We start from the raw sequence: 19102 nt of genomic DNA on the forward strand, positions 1-19102 counted from the left end.
CACCGCTCGCCGGCCAGGCCCTGCGTCCCAACGGCGGCGCGTACATCGGTCGATGACCGGAGAACGTCGCCGAAACGGTGCACTCCCCGCGCGCGGGAATGAGAAAGTAGTTGATCAGAGAGGCGACTTCTCGGGACATCCCGGCGCGGCGGAAAGACAGGGACGATGGCGAGGCGGTTCGGACGGCCGGCGCGGCTCGCGGGCACCGGTGCGTTGCGCGGAGGCGCGGCCGGCGCCGCGCTGGCGCTCACCGTGACCCTGGCGCAGGCGCCCGCCACGGCGGCGCAGGACGGTCCCGCCGCCGCTCCGCCCGCCGCCCTGCCGATGCCCGGCCCGTCGACCATGCCGTTCGACCCCGCCAAGCTGCGGGCCACGCTGGACGCCACCCATGACGCGGGGATGTACGGGATCTTCTCCGAGGCCAAGGACGGCGCCACCACCTGGGCGGGCGCGTCCGGTGTCGCGGACCTGCGCACCAGGCGCCCGGTCACGGCGAACATGCAGCAGCGGGTGGGCAGCATCACCAAGTCGTTCGTCGCCACCGCGATCCTTCAGCAGGTCGAGAAGGGGTACATCGGCCTCGACACCCCGGTCGGCCGCTATCTGCCCGGTCTCCTTCCGGGCTCCTACGGCGACCAGACCACCGTCCGGATGCTGCTCGACCACACCAGCGGGATCGGCGACTACATCGCCGGAGCATTCCCGTCGTTGCAGGAACTCTCACCGGAGAGCCTGGACGAGTCCCGGTTCCGCAACGTCCGGCCAGAACAGCTCATCAAGTGGGGGTTGCGGGCGCCGCGTACAGGAGAGCCAGGCGAGCGGTGGTCCTACTCCAACACCAACTACGTCATCGCCGGGCTTCTCCTGGAGAAGGTGACCAGAAGCAAGGCGGAGAAGTACATCACCCGGAACGTCATCGGCAAGGCCGGGTTGAAGCACACCTACTTCCCGTCCACAGCATGGATGGCCGGCCCGCACTCGCGGATGTACGAATCGCTGTACCAGCACATCAAGCCCCCGCGTGACTACAGCACCTACGACATGAGCTGGGCCGGGACGGCGGGCGCGCTGGTCTCCACCATGAACGACCTCAACCGCTTCTACCGCAAGCTCCTCACCGGCGGTCTCATCGGTAAGGACGCCCTGGCGCAGATGCAGCGGACCATCCCCGTGAAGGACGCCGACGGGAACGTCCTCATGAACTACGGCCTCGGGCTCTACTCCCTCGACCTGCCGTGCGGGACGTTCTGGGGCCACGACGGCGCGGTCTTCGGGGCCGGAACCCAGTCGCTGTCGTCCGCCGGCGGTGCCCGGCAGATCTCGGTCGCACTCAACCTGATGAAGTACCAGCAGCTCAATGCCAACGGCTCGCCCGTCCCGCACCCGATCGACAACGCGCTGGCCGCGCACGTGGTGGAGGCCCTCTGCGGTACCCAGCCCGCCACGAGGACGGCCGGTCCCACCCCGCCCGTCCGGTTGCAGCCGCTCCAGTCCCTGCACGTCGTCCGGTGAGCCGCCGGGCTTCCGCTCAGACGAGGTCGGACGGGTCGGTGTTGGCGCCGCACAGCACCACCACGACGCGTTCCCCGGCGGACGGCCGGTAGGCGCCGGTGCGCAGGGCGGCGACCGCGGCCGCCGTGCCGTGCTCGACGACCAGCCGGTACTCGTCCCAGACGAACCGGCGCGCCTCGATGATCGCCTCGTCGGTGACCAGGACGGGGAGCACACCGGTACGGGACGCGACCGCGAACGCGATGTCGCCGAGCCGCGTGGCGCCGAGCGAGTCCGCGGCGATCCCGGAGACGTCGACGTCGACCGGGCGTCCCGCGTGCAGGGCGCGCTCGAGGGTCGGGATCGTCTCCGGCTCGACGCCGACGGCGCGGGCGTGCCCGTCGAGGGCCGTGGCGACGCCCGCGATCAGCCCGCCGCCACCGACCGCCAGCAGGACGGTGTCCGCCTCGCCGCCGGTCTGCTCCAGGATCTCCAGGCCGAGAGTGCCCTGGCCGGCGCACACCTCGGGCTGATCGTAGGCGTGGCAGAACAGCGCGCCGGTGTCGGCCGCCCGCTTGGTGGCGGCGTCCTGGGCCTCGGCGTACCGGGTGCCGACCTGGACGACCGTCGCGCCGAGGGCGCGCAGCCGCGCGACCTTCACCGCCGGCGCCGTCTCCGGGACGAACACCTCGGCGGAGACGCCCACCTGCGAGGCCGCGTACGCGAAGGCGAGACCCGCGTTGCCGCCCGACGCCGCGACGACGCCGGCGTCCGGCAGCCGCCCCTCCTCCTGCGCGGCCAGGATGTGGTTGAACGCGCCGCGCGCCTTGAACGACCCGCTGTGCTGCGTCAGTTCGAGCTTCAGCCACATCCGCCCGGCGGCCGCGAGCGGGCCCGGGTCGACCTCGATCAGCGGTGTGCGGCGGATGCGCCCCGCCACGCGACGCGCCGCGGCCTGGACGTCCGAAGGTTCGATCACCGGGTCTCCCTCTCCGAGCCATAAGCAGCCAACCCTAGTTTGGCGCATGACCACCGCCCGGGCCAGCCCGCCGTCAGTGCTGGTCTGGGGGGCGGACCCCCCAGGCCCCCTGGCAAGGGCGGCTGACCTTCGTCCTCCACTCCGCTGGCGCTCCGTTCCGGACGCCGGTCAGCGAACGGTGCGCGGCCGGTCAGCGGGGGCGGCGAGTCTCTTCATCGGTGCGGGAAACACGTCCCGCCGGATGAAGCAGGGAGTCCCTCATGAAAAACATCCTCATCTCGGGCGCGAGTGTCGGCGGTCCCGCGCTGGCGTACTGGCTGAAGCGGCACGGGTTCGGCGTGACGGTCGTCGAGTTGTCCGAGGGGCTGCGGGCCGGCGGGCAGGCGATCGACGTGCGCGGGCCGGCGCTGGAGGTCGCCGAGCGGATGGGCGTCCTCGACCGGATCCGCGCGGAGCGCGTCGAGATGCGCGGAATGTCCATGGTGGACGCGGACGGCGGCGAGCTCTACCGGAGCGAGGAGTACACGATCACCGGCGGTGAGCTGGGCAGCCCCGATGTCGAGATCCTCCGCGACGACCTGTCCCGCATCCTCGTGGACGCGGCCGGGGACGGCGTCGAGTACCTGTTCGGCGACTCGATCGCCGGGCTGGAGCAGGACGACGACGGCGTCCGGGTGATCTTCCAGAGCGGGCTGATCCGGACGTTCGACCTGGTCGTCGGCGCCGACGGCGCCCACTCCAACACGCGCCGCCTCGTCTTCGGGCCGGAGAAGGACTTCATCGCCCACCTCGGCACGTACCTGGCGGTGTGGACGGCCCCGAACTTCCTCGGCCTGGACCGCTGGCAGGTCTTCCACCAGATGCCGGGCAGCAGCTGGGGCGGCGGCGTGATGAGCGTCCGGGACAACGAGGAGGTCCGCGTCTACCTGGGCTTCGAGTCCGAGGAGCCCATCGAGTACGACTTCCGGGACACCGCCGCGCAGAAGAAGATCATGGAGGACGCGCTCGCCGGCGGCGGCTGGGTCCTGCCCGAACTGCTGGAGACGATGTGGGACGCGAAGGACTTCCACTTCGACTCGATGGCGCAGATCCGCATGGACTCCTGGTCGAAGGGGCGCGTCGTCCTGCTCGGGGACGCCGGCTACTGCGGCTCGCCGCTGTCCGGGCAGGGGACGAGCATGGCCATCGTCGGCGCGTACGTCCTGGCCGGGGAGCTGAAGGCGGCGGGCGGCGACCACCGCGCCGCGTTCGCGAACTACGAGCGGGAACTGCGCGGGTACGTCGCCGCGAACCAGGAGCTCGCGCTGACCAACAAGGCGCGGGTGGACGCGCAGCGCAACGCCGAGACGGGCGCCGAGACCGAGATGATCGACTTTCAGGACTTCGGTGAGATCGTGGGCTCGTTCACCGTGCGGGACTACTGAGCGAGGCGGCCCGCTCCAGCAGGACCCTGCGTTCGGGCGCGTTGCGGGTGAGCTCCGCGGCGCGCTCGAACTGTGCGCGGGCCTCGTCCAGCCGGCCGAGGCGGGCGAGCAGATCGCCGCGGACACTGGCCAGCAGGTGGTGGTCGCGCAGGACCGGCTCGTCCAGCAGCGCGTCGGCGATTGCGAGACCCTTGCCGGGACCGTGCGCCATGCCGACGGCCACCGCGCGGTTCAGCTCCACGATGGGGGACGGCGCGACGCTCGCGAGGATCTCGTAGAGCGAGGCGATCTGCGTCCAGTCGGTGTCGTCCGCGGTGGCGGCCTGCGCGTGCGAGGCGGCGATCGCGGCCTGCAGGACGTAGGGCCCGGGCGGCTCGCCGATCGCCTTCGCGCGGAGGAGGGCGGCGAAGCCGCGGTGGATGAGGAGCCGGTCCCAGCGGCCCCGGTCCTGCTCCAGCAGCGGGACGGGCTCGCCGGACGCCCCGGTGCGCGCCCGGGTGCGGGACGCCTGGATCTCCATCAGCGCGACGAGCCCGTGCACCTCGGGTTCGCCGGGCGCCAGCTCGGCGAGGACGCGGCCGAGCCGGAGCGCCTCCTGGCAGAGGTCCGTGCGCACCCAGGCGTCGCCCGAGGTGGCCGCGTACCCCTCGTTGAAGATCAGGTAGATGACCTCCAGGACGGACGACAGCCGGGCGGCGCGGTCCGGCCCCTCGGGGACCTCGAACGGCACGCCCGCCTCCGACAGCGTCCGCTTCGCCCGGACGATCCGCTGCGCCACGGTCGGCTCGGACACGAGGAACGCGTGCGCGATCTCCTCGGTGGTGAGGCCGCCGAGCATCCGGAGCGTCAGCGCGACCCGCGCCTGAGTGGACAGGACGGGGTGGCAGGCGGTGAAGACGAGCCGCAGGACGTCGTCCTCGATCCGGTCGTCGTCCGGAACGTCGAATTCGGCCGGCTCCAGGGTCTCCAGATCGCGCCCGAGCTCCTCGATCTTGTTCTCCAGGCGCTGCCGGCGGCGGATCCGGTCGATGGCGCGGCGCTTGCCGACGGCCATGAGCCAGGCGCCCGGGTTGTCCGGGACGCCCGACTCGGGCCACTGTTCGAGCGCGGCGACCAGAGCGTCCTGCGCGAGTTCCTCGGCGAGCCCGATGTCGTGCACCATCCGGGCGAGCCCGGCGATGATGCGCGCGGCCTCCAGCCGCCACACCGCGTCGACGCTCGCGTGGACACCGGACACGTCCGAAGTCGTCACGCTGCCGATGAGAGCACCCGCACCGGCCGCCGCGCAAGCTCAGCGGAGGCTCACTCCCCGGGGAACGGGTCGCCCGGGCCGAACACCTGCTGGATGACGCCCTGGCCGTCCCCGACGATCGACCAGAACCGCCTGGACAGCTCGATCGCCTCCTCGCGGGAGCGGACCTCGATCAGCGCGAAGCCGACGACCGCCTCCTTCGCCTCGGTGAACGGCCCGTCGGTGACCGTGATCTTGCCGCCGGAGGAGGTGATGCGGGTGCCGCCGGGCTCCAGCCCGCCGGTCGCCAGCAGCACCCCGCTCTTGGACATCTCCTCGATGAACTTGCCCATCTCCACCTGCGTCTTCTCGTCCGGCGGCCCGGCCTGCGCGGCGCCGTCGTCCGTCGTCATCATCAGGAAGCGCATCTCTGTCTCCTCTGTCTCCGGCCGGTCCTCCCGGCCCGTCACTGACGCGTCGAAGAAGGGGGGACCGGATCGACACGGCGGCCCGGAATCTTTCGGATTTTCTCCCGGGGCCGTATCGTGCCAGGCCGTAATCCTTTTTGCCCGCCTTCTCCCACTCGTCCCGTCGGCCCGGTCCGGTGGGCAAGTGAGTCTCCAACGAGTAACTTCTTTCGGTGGAAAGGTTCTTACGCGTCGAGGAGGCGTCCCTTGGGAGACCCCGCACCGGATACCGGTGTGCAGCCCAGGCCCCGGACCGGTGGCACGCGACCGCAGTCGGCGCGCGTCTGGAACTACTGGCTGGGCGGCAGGGACCACTACCCCGCAGACCGGGCGGCCGGCGACCGGTTCATCGGCGCCTACCCGCAGATCGTGGACATCGCCAAGCAGTCGCGGGCCTTTCTCGGCCGCGCCGTCCGGTACCTGGCCGGGGAGGCGGGCATCAGGCAGTTCCTCGACGTCGGCACCGGCCTGCCGACCGCCGACAACACCCATGAGGTGGCGCAGCGCGTCGCGCCGGACGCCCGCATCGTCTACGTCGACAATGATCCGCTCGTCCTCGCGCATGCCCGCGCGCTGCTGACCGGCACCCGGGAGGGCGCCACCGAGTGCGTCGACGCCGACGTACGCGATCCGGGCCGCATCCTCGCCGAGGCCGCGCGGACGCTCGACCTCAGCCGGCCCGTCGGGCTGATGCTGCTGAACATCCTCGGGCACGTCCCCGGCTATGACGAGGCGCGATCCGTCGTGACGCACCTTCTCGACGCGCTCCCCGGGGGCAGCCACCTCGTGGTCGCCGACGGCACCGACGTCTTCACCGGTGAGCGCTTCCGCTCCGCGATCCACATGTGGAACCAGGCGAGCGACACCCCGTACCACCTGCGGACGCCCGAGCAGATCGCCGGGTACCTCAAGGGCCTGGACCTGCTGGAGCCGGGCGTCGTGCCGGTGTCGCGGTGGCGCGCCGAGCCGGGCCCGTCCGGGGAGCCGGTCGAGGTCGACGAGTTCTGCGCCGTGGGGTGCAAGGCGCCATGAGCGGCGAACTCCCCGGCGACCGGGCCCGCGTCGCCCAGGACCACCACCTGACGGCCGGTCCGACGGTGCTCCGGATGCTGGTCGGCGCGCAGCTGCGCCGGTTCCGGGAGGACGCGGGATTCTCCACCGAGGACGCCGGGTACGAGATCCGCGGCTCCCACTCGAAGATCAGCCGGATGGAGCTCGGCCGCGTCGGCTTCAAGGAGCGCGACGTCGCCGACCTCCTGACCCTCTACGGCGTGACCGACCCGGACCTGCGCGAGCCGCTCCTGGAGCTGGCCGAGCACGCCAACACGCCCGGCTGGTGGCAGCGGTTCGGCGACGTCGTGCCCGCCTGGTTCGAGCCGTACCTCGGCCTGGAACAGGGCGCCGTGGTCGTCCGCGTGTACGAGGTCCAGGACGTCCCGGAGCTGCTGCAGACCCCCGACTACGCCCGCGCCCTCCTTACCGCCCGCCACCCCGAGGCACGGCCGGAGGAGATCGAACGCCGGGTGGAGCTGCGAATGCGCCGCCGCCGCGTGTTCGACCGCTCCCGGCCGCTGCGGCTGTGGGCGGTCCTGGACGAGGCGGCGCTGTGCCGGACGGTCGGCGGCGCCGCGACCATGCTCGGCCAGATCGAGCATCTGGCCGAGATGGCGGCGCGGCCGAACATCACCGTGCAGATCCTCCCGTTCACCTCGGGCGGACACGCGGCGGAGGGCGGCCGGGTGACGCTGCTGCGCTTCGCCGAGCCGGAACTGCCCGACGTCGTCTACCTGGAGCAGCTCACGGGCGCCCTCTACCCGGACAGGACCTCCGACATCGCCCGCTACCGGGACGTCCTGAACCGCCTCGGCGTCCAGGCCGAGCCGCCGGACCGCACCCAGGAGCTCCTCCGGACGGCCCTCTCCCGGCTGGTCTGAGCGCCCTACGTCCCGGCCGGGACGTAGGTGGCGATGATGACGCCGGTCTTGAAGATCTTGGTGTCGGCCAGCTCGAACGACGCGGAGAAGTCCTTGACGTTGAGCATGCCCACGGGGTCGCCGGGTCCGACGAGCACCGGGTGGATCCACAGCCGCAGCTCGTCCAGCAGGCCGTTGGAGACGAGCGTCCGCGACACCGGCCCGAAGCCGTACTGCAGGATGTCCTGGCCGTCCTCCTCCTTCAGCTTGGTGATCTCGGCGACGGCCTCGGCCCGCGGGATCGCCGTCGTGTTCCCCCAGCCGGGCTTCTTCAGGGAGTCGGACACGACGTAGTGGGGCAGGTTGTTCATCCGGACGCCGAAGTCGCCGGTCGCCTCCTCCATCGCCGGCCACGCCTGCGAGAAGCCGTCGAACGTCCTGCGGCCCATGAGCAGGGCGCCGCAGGAGAACAGCAGCTCGTTGGCGTAGGCGGCGGCCTCGTCCTGGAAGTAGGCCGACGTCCAGTTCTGCGGGTTGTCGATGACGCCGTCCAGCGACACGTACGTCGAGTTGATGATCTTGCGCATGTTGTCCTCCGTCGCCTGTGATCGTTCGCCTTCTCGCTTGCCTGAACCACGATGCGCCCGACCGTTTACGACATCCTTACGGCCTCTTTTCCGCGGCGGGAGCGGATCGGCGCCGCGCGGCCGGGACCGGACGCCCCGTTAGGGTCGGGGGGTGCGCTTCGGAGTGCTGGGGCCGCTCGCCCTCTGGACCGACGACGGCGGGCTCGTTCCGGTGCCCGGCCTGAAGGTGCGTGCGCTGCTGGCGGACCTGCTGGTGCACGAGGGCCGTCCGGTGCCCGCCGACCGGCTGATCGACGACCTGTGGGGCGAGGAACTGCCGGGCAACCCGCCCGGAGCGCTGTCGGCGAAGGTGTCGCAGCTGCGCCGGGTGCTGGAGGACGCGGAGCCGGGCGCGCGGGCGCTGGTCGAGTCGCGTCCGGCCGGCTACCTGCTCACGGCGGACGGCGAACGCGTCGACGCGCGGCGGTTCCAGGGGCTGGTGGAGCGGGCGCGCCGGGCGGAGGAGCCGAAGGAGAGGGCGGCGCTCCTGGCGGAGGCGCTGGGGCTGTGGCGCGGGCCCGCGTTCGCCGACTTCCGGGACGATCCGTTCACCCGGGCGGCGGTCGCCAGGCTGGAGGAGCTGCGGCTGACCGCGTGCGAGGAGCACGCCGAGGTGCGGCTCGATCTGGGTGAGCACGGGGTGCTGGCAGGAGAGCTCGGCGACCTGGTCGGGGAGCACCCCCTGCGCGAGCGGCTGAGGGCCGCGCACATGCGGGCGCTCTACCGGGCCGGACGGCAGAACGAGGCGCTGGAGACGTACGAGGCCTACCGGGCGATGCTCGCCGCCGAGCTGGGGCTTGACCCCGGGTCGGAGCTGGCCGATCTGCAGCGGGCGATCCTGCGGCAGGACCCCGGCCTGGACGCGCCCGCCGCGCCGCGGGTGCGCGGCCGGTCGAACCTGCCCGTCCCGCCGACCGAGCTGATCGGGCGGGACGGCGCCGTCCGCGAGATCCGGGCGCGGATCGGCACCGACCGGCTGGTCACGCTGACCGGCCCCGGCGGGGTCGGCAAGACGCGGCTCGCGATCGAGACGGCGGCCGGGCTCGCGGACGCGTTCGGCGACGGCGTGTGGATGGCGGAGCTGGCCGGGGTCGAGCGCTCGACCGTCCCCGACCTGGCGGAGGTCCTGACGGCGATCCTCGACATCCGGGACGCGCCGGGCGCGCCGGAGGCGGCCCTCGACCGGCTGGCGGCGGCGCTCGGCGCCCGCAGGCTGCTGCTCGTCCTGGACAACTGCGAGCACGTGATCGACCAGGCCGCCGGGCTGGCGGAACGGCTGCTGGGCACGGTCCCAGGAGTGCGGATCCTCGCGACGAGCCGCGAGCCGCTCGGGCTGCCCGGCGAGGTCGTGTGGGCCGTCCCGCCGCTGGACGTGCCCGGCGACGGCGACGATCCGGCGGCGGCGGGCGCGGTGCGGCTGTTCGCGGCGCGGGCGGAGGCGGCGTCGCGGACCTTCCGGCTGGACGAGGCGACGGCCGGGCCGGTCGGGGAGCTGTGCCGCCGGCTGGACGGCCTCCCGCTCGCGCTCGAACTGGCGGCGACCAGGGTGCGGACGCTCGGCGTGGAGGGGCTGGTCGAGCGGCTCGACGACCGGTTCCGGCTGCTGTCGTCCGGGCACCGCGGCGCCCCGGCCCGGCAGCGGACGCTCACCGCGGTGATCGACTGGAGCTGGGACCTGCTCACCGAGCCGGAGCGGGCCGTGCTGCGCCGGCTGTCCGTGCACGCCGACGGCTGCGCGGCCGAGTCGGCGGAGGCGGTGTGCGCGGGGGAGGACGTTCCCGCGCACGAGGTCCTGGACGTGCTCGTCCGGCTGGTCGACCGCTCGCTCGTCGTCATGACGGAGCGGCCGGGCGAGGGCCCCCGGTACCGGCTGCTGGAGTCCGTCGCCGCGTACGCGGCCGACCGGCTGGCCGAAGCGGGCGAGACTGAGCGGACGCGGGCCGCGCACTGCCGCCACTACCTCGATCTCGCCGAGCGTGCGGAGCATCGGCTGACCGGACCGGAGCAGGCGCGCTTGCTGCTGAGGCTGGACGCCGAGTCCCCGAACATGCGCGCGGCCCTCGACGCCGCCGCCGGGGACGAGGCCCTGCGGCTGGTCAACGCGCTCGCCTGGTACTGGTTCCTGCGCGGCAGGCTGACCGAGGCGCTGCGCTCGCTGGAGTCCGCGCTCGCCCGGGGCGGCGGTCCACCGGCGGTCCGGGCCAGGGCCCTGACCTGGCGGGCGGGGCTGGCCGTCCTCAAGGGCGTCCCCGGCGACTGGGCGGCCCGGCGCGAGGAGGCCCTCCGGCTCGTGGACGCGACCGGCGACGCCCACCTCAAGGCGTGGGCGCGCTGGTTCCTGACGTTCGCCCGGTCCGACCTGGACGACATCGCGGCGGGCGCCGCGCTGCTGGACGAGGCGCTGGCGGCGTTCCGCGCGTCCGGCGACCGATGGGGCGAGGCGGCGGCGCTGGTGATGCGGGCCATGTACGCCCACGCCCGCGGCGACCCGGCCGCGCTGGAACACGACGCCGGGCGGGCCGCCGCGCTGTTCGGCGAGGTCGGTGACCGCTGGGGCCGGCTCCAGGCGGTGGAGTGGCTGGGCGCGCTGGCGGAGCTGACCGGCGACTACGAACGGGCCGAGCGGCTCCAGCACGACGGGCAGCGGATGGCGGAGGAGCTGCGGATGTGGCCGGACGTCGCCGTCCGGATGGCGTGGCGCGGCTGGATCGCCCACCTGCGCCGTGACCACGCGACCGCCCGCAGGCTGTTCGGGCGGGCGCACCGGATCGCCGTGGAGCAGGGGTTCGCGCAGGCCGTGACGTTCGCCGAGCTCGGGCTCGGTCTGGTGGCGTGCCGTGAAGGGCGCCTCGACGACGCGGAGGACCGGCTGCGGCCGATGCTCGCGGCGGCGTCGCCCGAGGAGACCCCGCCGCTGTATCTGACGCTGGTCCAGACGGGTCTCGGGTACGTGGCCGAGGCGCGCGGCGACGCGGCGTCCGCCGTGCGGTACCAGCGGGACGCGCTGGCCGTCGCGATCAGGCTGGAGGCGCCGCGCGATCTGGCGGGCTCCCTGGAGGGCCTGGCCGCCGCGCTGACGCTGTCCAGGCGGCACCGGGACGCGGCGGAGGCGCTGGGTGAGGCGGCGGACGTCCGGGAAGCGGCCGGTGTGCCTCCCGGCCCGGCCGAGCAGGACGACATCGAACGGGCCACCGGTCGCGCACGCGACGCGCTCGGCGCGGACGGGTTCGCGGAGGCGTTCGCCGCCGGCGCCCTTCTCGAACCGGCGGAGACCCTGCGGCGAGCGGAGTCGGTCTCGCCGGAGGGCCCCTCCGTCTGGGCGCCACGGTGAGCAATTTGCCCCATATTGCAAGAACGTTGCGAAATGTCAAAATAGCGTCACAGGCCCTTGTGGGGGCCCCGCGCATGAAAGATGATCATCGGCCGTGGGGCCGCGGGGGATAGTTCTCAGACGCATGACCGGCGATCGGACGCTGGTGCTCGCCGCGTGCGCGACCGCGCTGTTCGCCACGACCGTCCTCGCCGCCCTGGTCGGCTACACCGGATCGGTCACCCGCGAGGGTCTGCGCCGCACGCTGGCGGACGCGACCTTCGAGTCCGTGGGGACCACGCTCGGCACGCACGTCCCGGCGAACGGCCTGACCAAAGTGCAGGGGCAGGTCGACCAGGCGCTCAAGCAGATCTACCGGGACGTCCCGCTGTCGATCTCGATGAGCGTGCGCAGCGACTCCTACACGCTGCCGGGGCAGGAGAAGAGCGACCATCCCGACCTGACGGCGTTCGAGACCTACACCGGGATCGAGAAGCAGGCCCGGCTCGCCAAGGGGCGCTGGCCCGGGCCGGGGACCGCCGAGGAGGTCGAGGCGGCCCTGCCCGGCGCCGCCGCCCGCGCCATGCACGCCGACGTCGGCGACGTCCTCACGCTGCACGGACGCGTGGACGAGAAGTCGGTCGTGAAGGTGCGCGTCGTCGGGCTGTTCGACGTCCCCGACCCGCAGGACTACTTCTGGCAGGACGACAAGCTCATCACCACCGGCGTCGAACGGCTCGACTACACGACGTACGGGCCGTTCGTCGTGCCGCCCGAGGTGTTCGCCGCCCGGTTCACCGGCACCGGCTCCGAGGCCCGCTTCACCGTCATGCCCGACCTGCGCGGTGTCGCCCCCGGCGACCTCGGCCCGCTCGGCGACCGGGTCACCGCCGGGGGCGACACCTTCAAGAAGGCGGGTGACGGGGCGCAGTTCAGCGTCGCGACCGATCTGCCCGAGCTGACCGGGCAGCTGCGCACCGCCCTTCAGGTGGCACGGTCCACAATGCTCATTCCAGTGATCCAGCTCGTCCTGCTGGCCGGCTGCGCATGGCTGCTCGTCGCCCGGCTTCTCGCCGACCACCGGCGCGGCGAGACCGCCCTGCTGCGGACCCGCGGCATGGGGATGCGCCAGCTCGCCCGGCTCGGCCTCGCCGAGGGGCTGCTGATCGTCCTGCCCGCGGCGGCGTTCGGCCCGCTGCTGGCCGGGCCCCTGCTGCGGCTGGCCGGGCACGCGCCCGCGGTACGGGACTCGGGACTGCGGCTCGACGCCGGGCCCCTCCCGCCGCTATGGATCGTCTCCGTGCTGACAGCGCTCGCCTGCGCGGTCGTCCTGACCGTCCCGACGCTGCGCGGCGCGAACCGGACGTTCGTGGAGGCGCAGGCCGGCATCGGGCGGCAGGGGCGCGGCGGCCTGCGCGGCTCGGGCACCGACCTCGCGCTGCTGCTCGTTGCCGGGCTCGCGATCTGGCAGCTCACCCGGTACGGGGCGGACGGCGCGGGCGGCGGCGGGGACGGCACGTCCGGCATCGACCCGTTCATCGTGTCCGGCCCGGCCCTGGCCCTGCTCGCCGGCGGGGTGCTGCTGCTCCGTCTGGTCCCGTTCGTCTCCCGGGTCGCCGAACGGGCCGCCACCCGGGGCCGCGGGCTCGTGCCCGTCCTCGGCACCCGGCAGGTCGGGCGCCGCCAGCTCAGATACACAGGGCCGGTGCTGCTGCTGGTCATGGCGATGGCCGTCGGGGTGCTGTCGGTGACGACGATGGCGACCTGGCGGCGGTCGCAGACCGACCAGGCCGACTTCCAGAGCGGCGCCGACCTGCGGCTCTCCGCCTCCTCCGCAGCGGGTAGCCCGGCCCCGCTCGGGCAGCGCGGGAGGTTCGCGGCGCTGCCCGGCGTCTCGGCCGCGACGGCGGTGCTGCGCATGGACGCCGACCTCGGCACCGAGCCCGCGACGATGCTCGGCGTCGACGCGAAGACGCTCGGCCCGCTCCTGCGCGTCGAGCACGCGCTGCGGGACGACCTGCGGCTGGACGAACTGGCGAAGGCGCGTCCCGCCGTCCCGGCGCTGACGGTCCCGGGGAAGCCGAAGCGGCTGCTGTTCGACCTGAAGCTCAGCCGCTCCGGCCCGGACCCCGAAGTGCCCCCGGACTACGTCCCGCCGCTCGGCAAGGGCTACCGGTTCGAAGTGACCGTCGTGGACGCGAACGGGCTGGCCCGCCAGGTGCCCCTGCCCGGCTTCGACGCGGACGGCGACGAGCACACCCTCGCGGTGGACGCCGCCGACCTGGCCGGGCCGGACGGCGTGCCGTCCTACCCGCTGTCGGTCCGCGGCATCCACTTCGACTACGACGACAACAGGCTCTCGGGCAGGCTCGACCTCGACGTGCTGGGCATCCGCGGCGACGGCACGGGCGAGGCCGCGCTGCCCGCCGGAGCCCGCTGGGACGCCTTCGCCGCCCCGCAGGACCCGGAGCACCCGCTCAAGGCGCGCGCCGAGAGCACGAAGGACGCGCTGGCGAAGCTCACGGTCCCCTCGTCCCCGGCCCTCGACCGCGAGGGCTTCTACGGCTACGCGACCGGCACGGCCGTCCACGCGATGCTCGGCACGTCCACGCCGCCGTCCCACGACATCAAGAACACCGACCTCCTGCCGGTCGTGCCCGGCGTCATCACCGCGGAGATGGCGAAACGCGCCAAGGTCGGCGTCGGCGGCACCGTCACCGTGAACACCCTCGACGGCGACCAGCCGGTCAAGGTCACGGGGATCACGCCCGCGCTGCCGAGCGTGCCGCCAGGCCGGCCGGGCGTCCTGGTCGACCTGCCCACCCTCACCCAGGACCGGCTCGCCGTGGACGGAGCCGGCGTCGAGAGCATCACCCCCCGCGAATGGTGGGTGTCCGCGCGCGGCGGGCGCACGGCCCCGGCCGTCCGGGAGCTCGCCCGGCATCCCGGCTGGGGCGAGGTCGCCGCCGACCGCGTCGAGACCCGCTCCCGGCTCCGCGACGCGCCGCTCGGAGCGGCGCTCCAGGGCGCGCTCGTGCTCGGGTTCGGCGCGGCGCTGGCGTTCGCCGTCATCGCCTTCGTGGTGAACGCGGCGGTGACCGCCGGCGAGCGGTACCGCGAGTTCGCGGTGCTGCGGGCCCTCGGGGTGCATCCCCGGCAGGTCGCCGGGATGCTCGCGATCGAGCAGGCGTACCTGGTCGCGCTGGGACTGCTGGGCGGGACGGTCCTCGGCCTCGTCGTGGCCCGGCTCGTCGTCCCGCACATCGTGCTCAGCGTGCAGGCCGCGCAGCCGTATCCGCCCGCCGAGCTGGTCGTCCAATGGCCCGTGGTGCTGGCCGTGCTCGGCGCGGTGGCGGCGGTGCTCGGGCTCGTGCTGGCACCGGTGATCCGGACGCTGCGGCGCCGGAACCTCGGCGCGGGCCTGCGCGTGGGGGAGGACCGATGAGAGGTGCCGCGATCCGGCTCGCCCGCGCGCAGTGGGCGCCGCTCACCGCGCTGGCCGTGCTGACGCTGGTGTCCGCGCTGCTCGCCGTCGCCGTCCCGTCCCGGACGACCGCCGGCTACGACCGCGCCGTGGCCGCCGCGGTCGGCGCGGACGCCGACATCCGGGTGCGCGGCGAGGCGGCGGGCAGCACCGCCTTCTCCGGCGTCCCCAGCGAGGCGGCCCTGGGCGCCAACGCCATCGCCTGGCAGCAGCGGCTGCCTCGCTCTCTGAGCGATGTCGTCGGCGAGCCCGAGTCGTCCGTCACCTCGCCTGGGAACGCGGTCGAGGGACGGTTCAGCCGGCCCAGGCTCCTCTACCTGGGCTGGGAGCCCGGCACGTGGCGGCGCATCCGCGTCGTGACCGGGCAGCCGCCCTACAACAAGCCGGGACAGACGAGCGGCGACATGCAGGCCATGGTCGCCAAGGCGTACGCGGACCGGCTCGGCTACAAGACCGGCGACCTGATCACGATCAGCGGCATGAGCGTCCGCATCACCGGCCTGTACGAACCGCTGAACCCCGCCGACCCGTTCTGGGCGCCCCGCGCCCGGATCCTGCATCCGACCGTCGAGTTCCTTCCCAAGACGACCATCGAGGCCGACGCGGGGACCGCCTTGATCGACGGTGCCGGGTACACGCGCCTCACCCGCGACCCGCGCACCAAGCTGACGTACGAGTGGCGGTTCCCGGTCCGCACCGGCGCGGTCAGCGCGGGACAGGCCAGGGCCATGGGCCGCGACCTCGACGCCTTCCGCTCGGCGGTCGAGGGACGCGCCGACCTGTTCCCCTGCGAGGTCTCCACCGCGCTCGACAACCGGCTGAAGGAGTTCGCCGGACGGCTGCGCACCGCCCAGTCCGTCATCGGCCTCGCCTCCGGCGGGCTCGTCGCGGTCGCCGCCGGGGTGCTGCTGCTCGCCGCCGGGCTCCTCGGCGAGCGGCTCCGGCCCGTCCTCGGCGTCATGCGGGCGCGCGGCGCGTCGCTGCGCCAGCTCGCCGGGCCCGCCTGCGGGCTGACGGCCCTCGCCGCCGTCCCGTCCGCCGCGCTCGGATACGCGGCGGGACGGCTGCTGGACGCCGGCCCGCCGCAGACCGTTTCGATCTACGCGATCGCCGTGCTCGTCGTGGTGGTGCTGGGCGTTTCGGCGGTCACGGTCCTGCGGGAGCGCAGCGGCGGCCTCGGCTCGGTGACCGACCGGCGGGACGATCTCGTCGCGGCGCGCCCGTCCCGGCGGCGGCTCGTCCTGGACGTCCTGCTGGTGACGCTCGCCGTGATCGGCGTCGTGCTGCTGCGGGAGCGCGGCGCGTCCTCCGGCACGGACCCGCTGATCGCCGCCGTCCCCGTGCTGCTCGGCGCGGCCCTCGGCGTGCTCGTCCTGCGCGTCTACCCGGTTCTGCTGCGGGCGGCCGGGCCGTTGCTGCGGCGGCGCAGCGGGGCCGTCGCGTTCATCGGCGTCGCCCGCGCCTCCCGGCAGAACCTCGTCGGGGCGCTGCCGCTGGTCGTCCTGCTGCTGGCCGCGGTCGTCGCCGGCTTCACCGCCACCGTGGACACCGCGCTGCGGACCGGGCAGGAACGCGCATCCTGGGCCGAGACCGGTGGCGAGGCGCGCATCGAGGCAGGGCCGCTGGACGACGCCGCGCTGCGCCGCATCCGCGCCGTGCCCGGGGTGACCGGCGCCGTCCGGGCCCGGGTCATCGACCTGGCCTCGACCGCCACGGACCCGGCGCCGGTGACGGTGGTCGGCGTGGACGTCGACGCCTACCGGAAGCTCGCTCCCGAGGTGCCCGGCATCCCGGATTCCGGCGTCCTGGCGTCGCCGCTCGCCGCCCGCACCCTGGGGTCCGGTGACGCCACCCTCAGCCGTGCGGGCATGGACCCGATCCGCGTGAAGCCGTCCGCCCAGATCGACAGCTTCCCCGGGCAGGAGACCGGCAGCGCGTTCGTCATCGTCCCCTACCGGATGGTCGCCGGGGCGACCGGCTTCCCGTCCCAGGTCTTCGTCGCCGGGCACGACATCGACGCCAAGGCGCTGCGCGCCGCCTCCGGGAACGACGTCGTGATGCGGCGGGACGTGCTCCGCGACATGGCGCGGCTGCCGCTGGTGTCGGTCGTCCACGACACGTTCCGGGACGGTGCTCTGGCAGGCGGGGCGTTCGGGCTGCTCGCCGTCCTGCTCGTCCTCGTCGTCGGCGCCCGCGCCCGCGGCTGCACCATCGCCCACCTGCGCGCCCTCGGGCTGAGCCGGCGGCAGAGCCGGGGCCTCGCGCTCGTCGAGATCGCGCCCGTCCTGCTGTGCGCGGTCGGCGCCGGATGGGTGCTCGGCCTGCTGCTCCCCGAGATCACCGGGCCGGTCGTGGACCTGCGCCCCTACACGGGCGGCTTCGCCGTCACCGCACACGTCCCGGGGGTCTCGGCGCTGCTCGGGCTGCTCGGCGCGCTGCTCCTCGCCGCCGCCGCGGCCGTCGCCGTCGACCGCGCCTTCGACACCGACCCCGGAAACGTCCTGAGAACGGGGGACTGATGACCAACACGCCGGACCTCGCGGAACTGGAACGCCGCGCCGCCGAACGCGGCCCCGTCTACGGCGAGGGCGCGCACATCGTCTGCGACAACCTCGTCCGCATCTACAAGACCGACGGCGTCGAGGTCGTCGCGCTGCAGGGCCTCGACCTGCTCGTCGACCCCGGCGAGCTTGTCGCCATCGTGGGCGCCTCCGGCTCGGGGAAGTCGACGCTGCTGAACATCCTGTCGGGCCTCGACGTGCCGACCGCCGGCGTCGCCCGCGTCGCCGGCTCCGACCTGCTCACCATGGCGTCCAAGGAACGGCTGAAGTTCCGGCGGGAGCAGGTCGGGTTCATCTGGCAGCAGACGTCCCGGAACCTGCTGCCGTACCTGACCGCCGCGCAGAACGTCGAGCTGCCCATGAAGTTCGCCGGCCGCTCCCGCCGGGCCCGCGCCACCCGCGCGGCCGAACTGCTCGGCATGCTGGACGTCGGCGACTGCGCGGGCCGCCGCCCCGCCGAGCTGTCCGGCGGACAGCAGCAGCGCATCGCGATCGCCGTCGCCGTCGCGAACGAGCCGCACGTCGTCCTGGCCGACGAGCCCACCGGCGAACTCGACACGGCCACCGCCGCCGGGGTGTTCGCCGCGCTGCGCCGCGTCAACGAGGAGCTCGGCACCACCACCGTCGTCGTCACCCACGACGCGCAGGTGTCCGAGCGCGTCGACCGGACCGTCGGCATCCGCGACGGCCGCACCAGCGTCGAGGTCCGCCGCCGCTCCGAGGACGACGGAACGCGCACCGTCGAGGAGTACGCCCTCCTCGACCGCGTCGGCCGCGTCCAGCTCCCCAAGGGGTTCACCGAGGCCCTGGACATGCGCGACCGCGTCCGCCTCGCCCTGGAAAGCGACCACGTCGGCGTCTGGCCCGACCGGGAGGAAACGGAATGACCGACCCGATGGTGGCCGTCGAAGAGCTCGTCCGGACCTATCGGACGGGCAAGATCGAGGTGCCGGCGCTGCGCGGTGCGTCCTTCACCGTCGAGCCCGGCGAACTCGTCGCCATCAAGGGACGTTCGGGCTCCGGCAAGACGACGCTGCTCAACCTGATCGGCGGCCTGGACACCCCCGACGGCGGCTCGGTCCGCGTCGACGGCCGCGACGTCGGCGCCCTCTCCGAGGACGACCTCCTCGCCCTGCGCCGCGACGACATCGGCTACATCTTCCAGTCGCACGGCCTCATCCCCGTCCTGTCGGCCGCCGAGAACGTCGAGGTTCCGCTCCGCCTCGTCCGCACGCCTCCGGCGAAGCGCGACGAACGCGTCCGCGTCCTCCTGGGCCTCGTCGGCCTGGCCGACCACGCGGCCCAACGCCCCTACGAACTCTCCGGCGGCCAACGCCAGCGCGTGGCCATAGCCCGAGCCCTGGCCAACCGTCCCCGCCTTCTCCTCGCGGACGAACCCACAGGCCAGCTCGACTCCGAAACCGCCGCAGCCATCATGCCGCTGCTCCGCGCGGTCGTCTCCAGCGAAGGCGTCACGGTCCTGGTGGCCACCCACGACCAAACCCTCCTGGCGGAGGCCGACCGAGTCCTGAACCTGGAAGACGGCGTGATAACCGAGGCGCCCGTCCCCGCCTGACCGTCACTCGACGGGGGTTTGTGTAGACCGGCTCGGGATG

13 protein-coding genes are annotated in these 19102 nt (G+C 73.7%); 9 read left to right on the top strand and 4 right to left on the bottom strand.

The features are described 5' to 3' along the window. Positions 1-165 precede the first annotated feature (165 nt). Positions 166-1512 carry a serine hydrolase domain-containing protein gene (locus tag ACQPZP_RS07585; protein ID WP_433476918.1) on the top strand — a complete coding sequence of 449 codons (1347 nt, stop codon included), beginning with the start codon at positions 166-168 and terminating at the stop codon, positions 1510-1512. A gap of 16 nt (positions 1513-1528) precedes the next feature. Here ACQPZP_RS07585 and ACQPZP_RS07590 read toward each other — a convergent pair whose 3' ends face one another. Beyond that, a complete protein-coding gene (locus ACQPZP_RS07590) occupies positions 1529-2470 on the bottom strand; it encodes a threonine/serine dehydratase (RefSeq protein WP_433476919.1) in 942 nt (313 codons plus the stop codon). A gap of 260 nt (positions 2471-2730) precedes the next feature. Here ACQPZP_RS07590 and ACQPZP_RS07595 point away from each other — a divergent pair, with 260 nt between their 5' ends. Continuing rightward, positions 2731-3894, top strand: a complete 1164-nt coding sequence (locus tag ACQPZP_RS07595) for an FAD-dependent monooxygenase (RefSeq protein WP_433476920.1) — start codon at positions 2731-2733, stop codon at positions 3892-3894. On the opposite strand, the gene ACQPZP_RS07600 is transcribed toward ACQPZP_RS07595, so the two are convergent. Together ACQPZP_RS07600 and ACQPZP_RS07605 are read right to left on the bottom strand one after the other, a co-directional pair. Further along, positions 3875-5146 carry an RNA polymerase sigma factor gene (locus ACQPZP_RS07600; protein ID WP_433476921.1) on the bottom strand — a complete coding sequence of 424 codons (1272 nt, stop codon included), beginning with the start codon at positions 5144-5146 and terminating at the stop codon, positions 3875-3877. The two genes, ACQPZP_RS07595 and ACQPZP_RS07600, sit on opposite strands and share 20 nt — an antisense overlap. A gap of 50 nt (positions 5147-5196) precedes the next feature. After that, the gene (locus tag ACQPZP_RS07605; RefSeq protein ID WP_433476922.1) at positions 5197-5553 is read right to left on the bottom strand and encodes a YciI family protein; all 357 of its coding nucleotides are present in this window, start codon (positions 5551-5553) and stop codon (positions 5197-5199) included. Between the two features lie 273 nt (positions 5554-5826). Here ACQPZP_RS07605 and ACQPZP_RS07610 point away from each other — a divergent pair, with 273 nt between their 5' ends. Both ACQPZP_RS07610 and ACQPZP_RS07615 read left to right on the top strand, forming a co-directional pair. Beyond that, positions 5827-6624, top strand: a complete 798-nt coding sequence (locus ACQPZP_RS07610) for an SAM-dependent methyltransferase (protein ID WP_433476923.1) — start codon at positions 5827-5829, stop codon at positions 6622-6624. Continuing rightward, on the top strand, positions 6621-7526 hold the full coding sequence (locus tag ACQPZP_RS07615; protein ID WP_433476924.1) for a helix-turn-helix domain-containing protein: 906 nt from the start codon (positions 6621-6623) through the stop codon (positions 7524-7526). Before ACQPZP_RS07610 ends, ACQPZP_RS07615 begins: the two co-directional genes overlap by 4 nt. Positions 7527-7531: 5 nt before the next feature. Here the strand turns inward: ACQPZP_RS07615 and ACQPZP_RS07620 are convergent, their stop codons facing one another. Continuing rightward, entirely contained in the window at positions 7532-8092 is a 561-nt protein-coding gene (locus ACQPZP_RS07620; RefSeq protein ID WP_433476925.1) for a dihydrofolate reductase family protein, read from the bottom strand. A 151-nt stretch (positions 8093-8243) separates the two neighbouring features. On the opposite strand from ACQPZP_RS07620, the gene ACQPZP_RS07625 reads away from it, so the two are divergent. From ACQPZP_RS07625 to ACQPZP_RS07645, 5 genes are all read left to right on the top strand, one after another. Next, the gene (locus tag ACQPZP_RS07625) at positions 8244-11462 is read left to right on the top strand and encodes a BTAD domain-containing putative transcriptional regulator (protein ID WP_433476926.1); all 3219 of its coding nucleotides are present in this window, start codon (positions 8244-8246) and stop codon (positions 11460-11462) included. Between the two features lie 124 nt (positions 11463-11586). Next, the gene (locus ACQPZP_RS07630; protein WP_433476927.1) at positions 11587-14886 is read left to right on the top strand and encodes an FtsX-like permease family protein; all 3300 of its coding nucleotides are present in this window, start codon (positions 11587-11589) and stop codon (positions 14884-14886) included. Further along, the gene (gene cas5 / locus ACQPZP_RS07635) at positions 14883-17444 is read left to right on the top strand and encodes a CRISPR-associated protein Cas5 (RefSeq protein WP_433476928.1); all 2562 of its coding nucleotides are present in this window, start codon (positions 14883-14885) and stop codon (positions 17442-17444) included. Before ACQPZP_RS07630 ends, cas5 begins: the two co-directional genes overlap by 4 nt. After that, positions 17444-18373, top strand: a complete 930-nt coding sequence (locus tag ACQPZP_RS07640; protein ID WP_433466919.1) for an ABC transporter ATP-binding protein — start codon at positions 17444-17446, stop codon at positions 18371-18373. Before cas5 ends, ACQPZP_RS07640 begins: the two co-directional genes overlap by 1 nt. Further along, entirely contained in the window at positions 18370-19062 is a 693-nt protein-coding gene (locus tag ACQPZP_RS07645) for an ABC transporter ATP-binding protein (RefSeq protein ID WP_433476929.1), read from the top strand. The genes ACQPZP_RS07640 and ACQPZP_RS07645 overlap by 4 nt, the downstream gene beginning before the upstream one ends. Positions 19063-19102: the final 40 nt, after the last annotated feature.

This window comes from Spirillospora sp. CA-142024, assembly GCF_050942325.1.
Classification (GTDB): domain Bacteria; phylum Actinomycetota; class Actinomycetes; order Streptosporangiales; family Streptosporangiaceae; genus Spirillospora.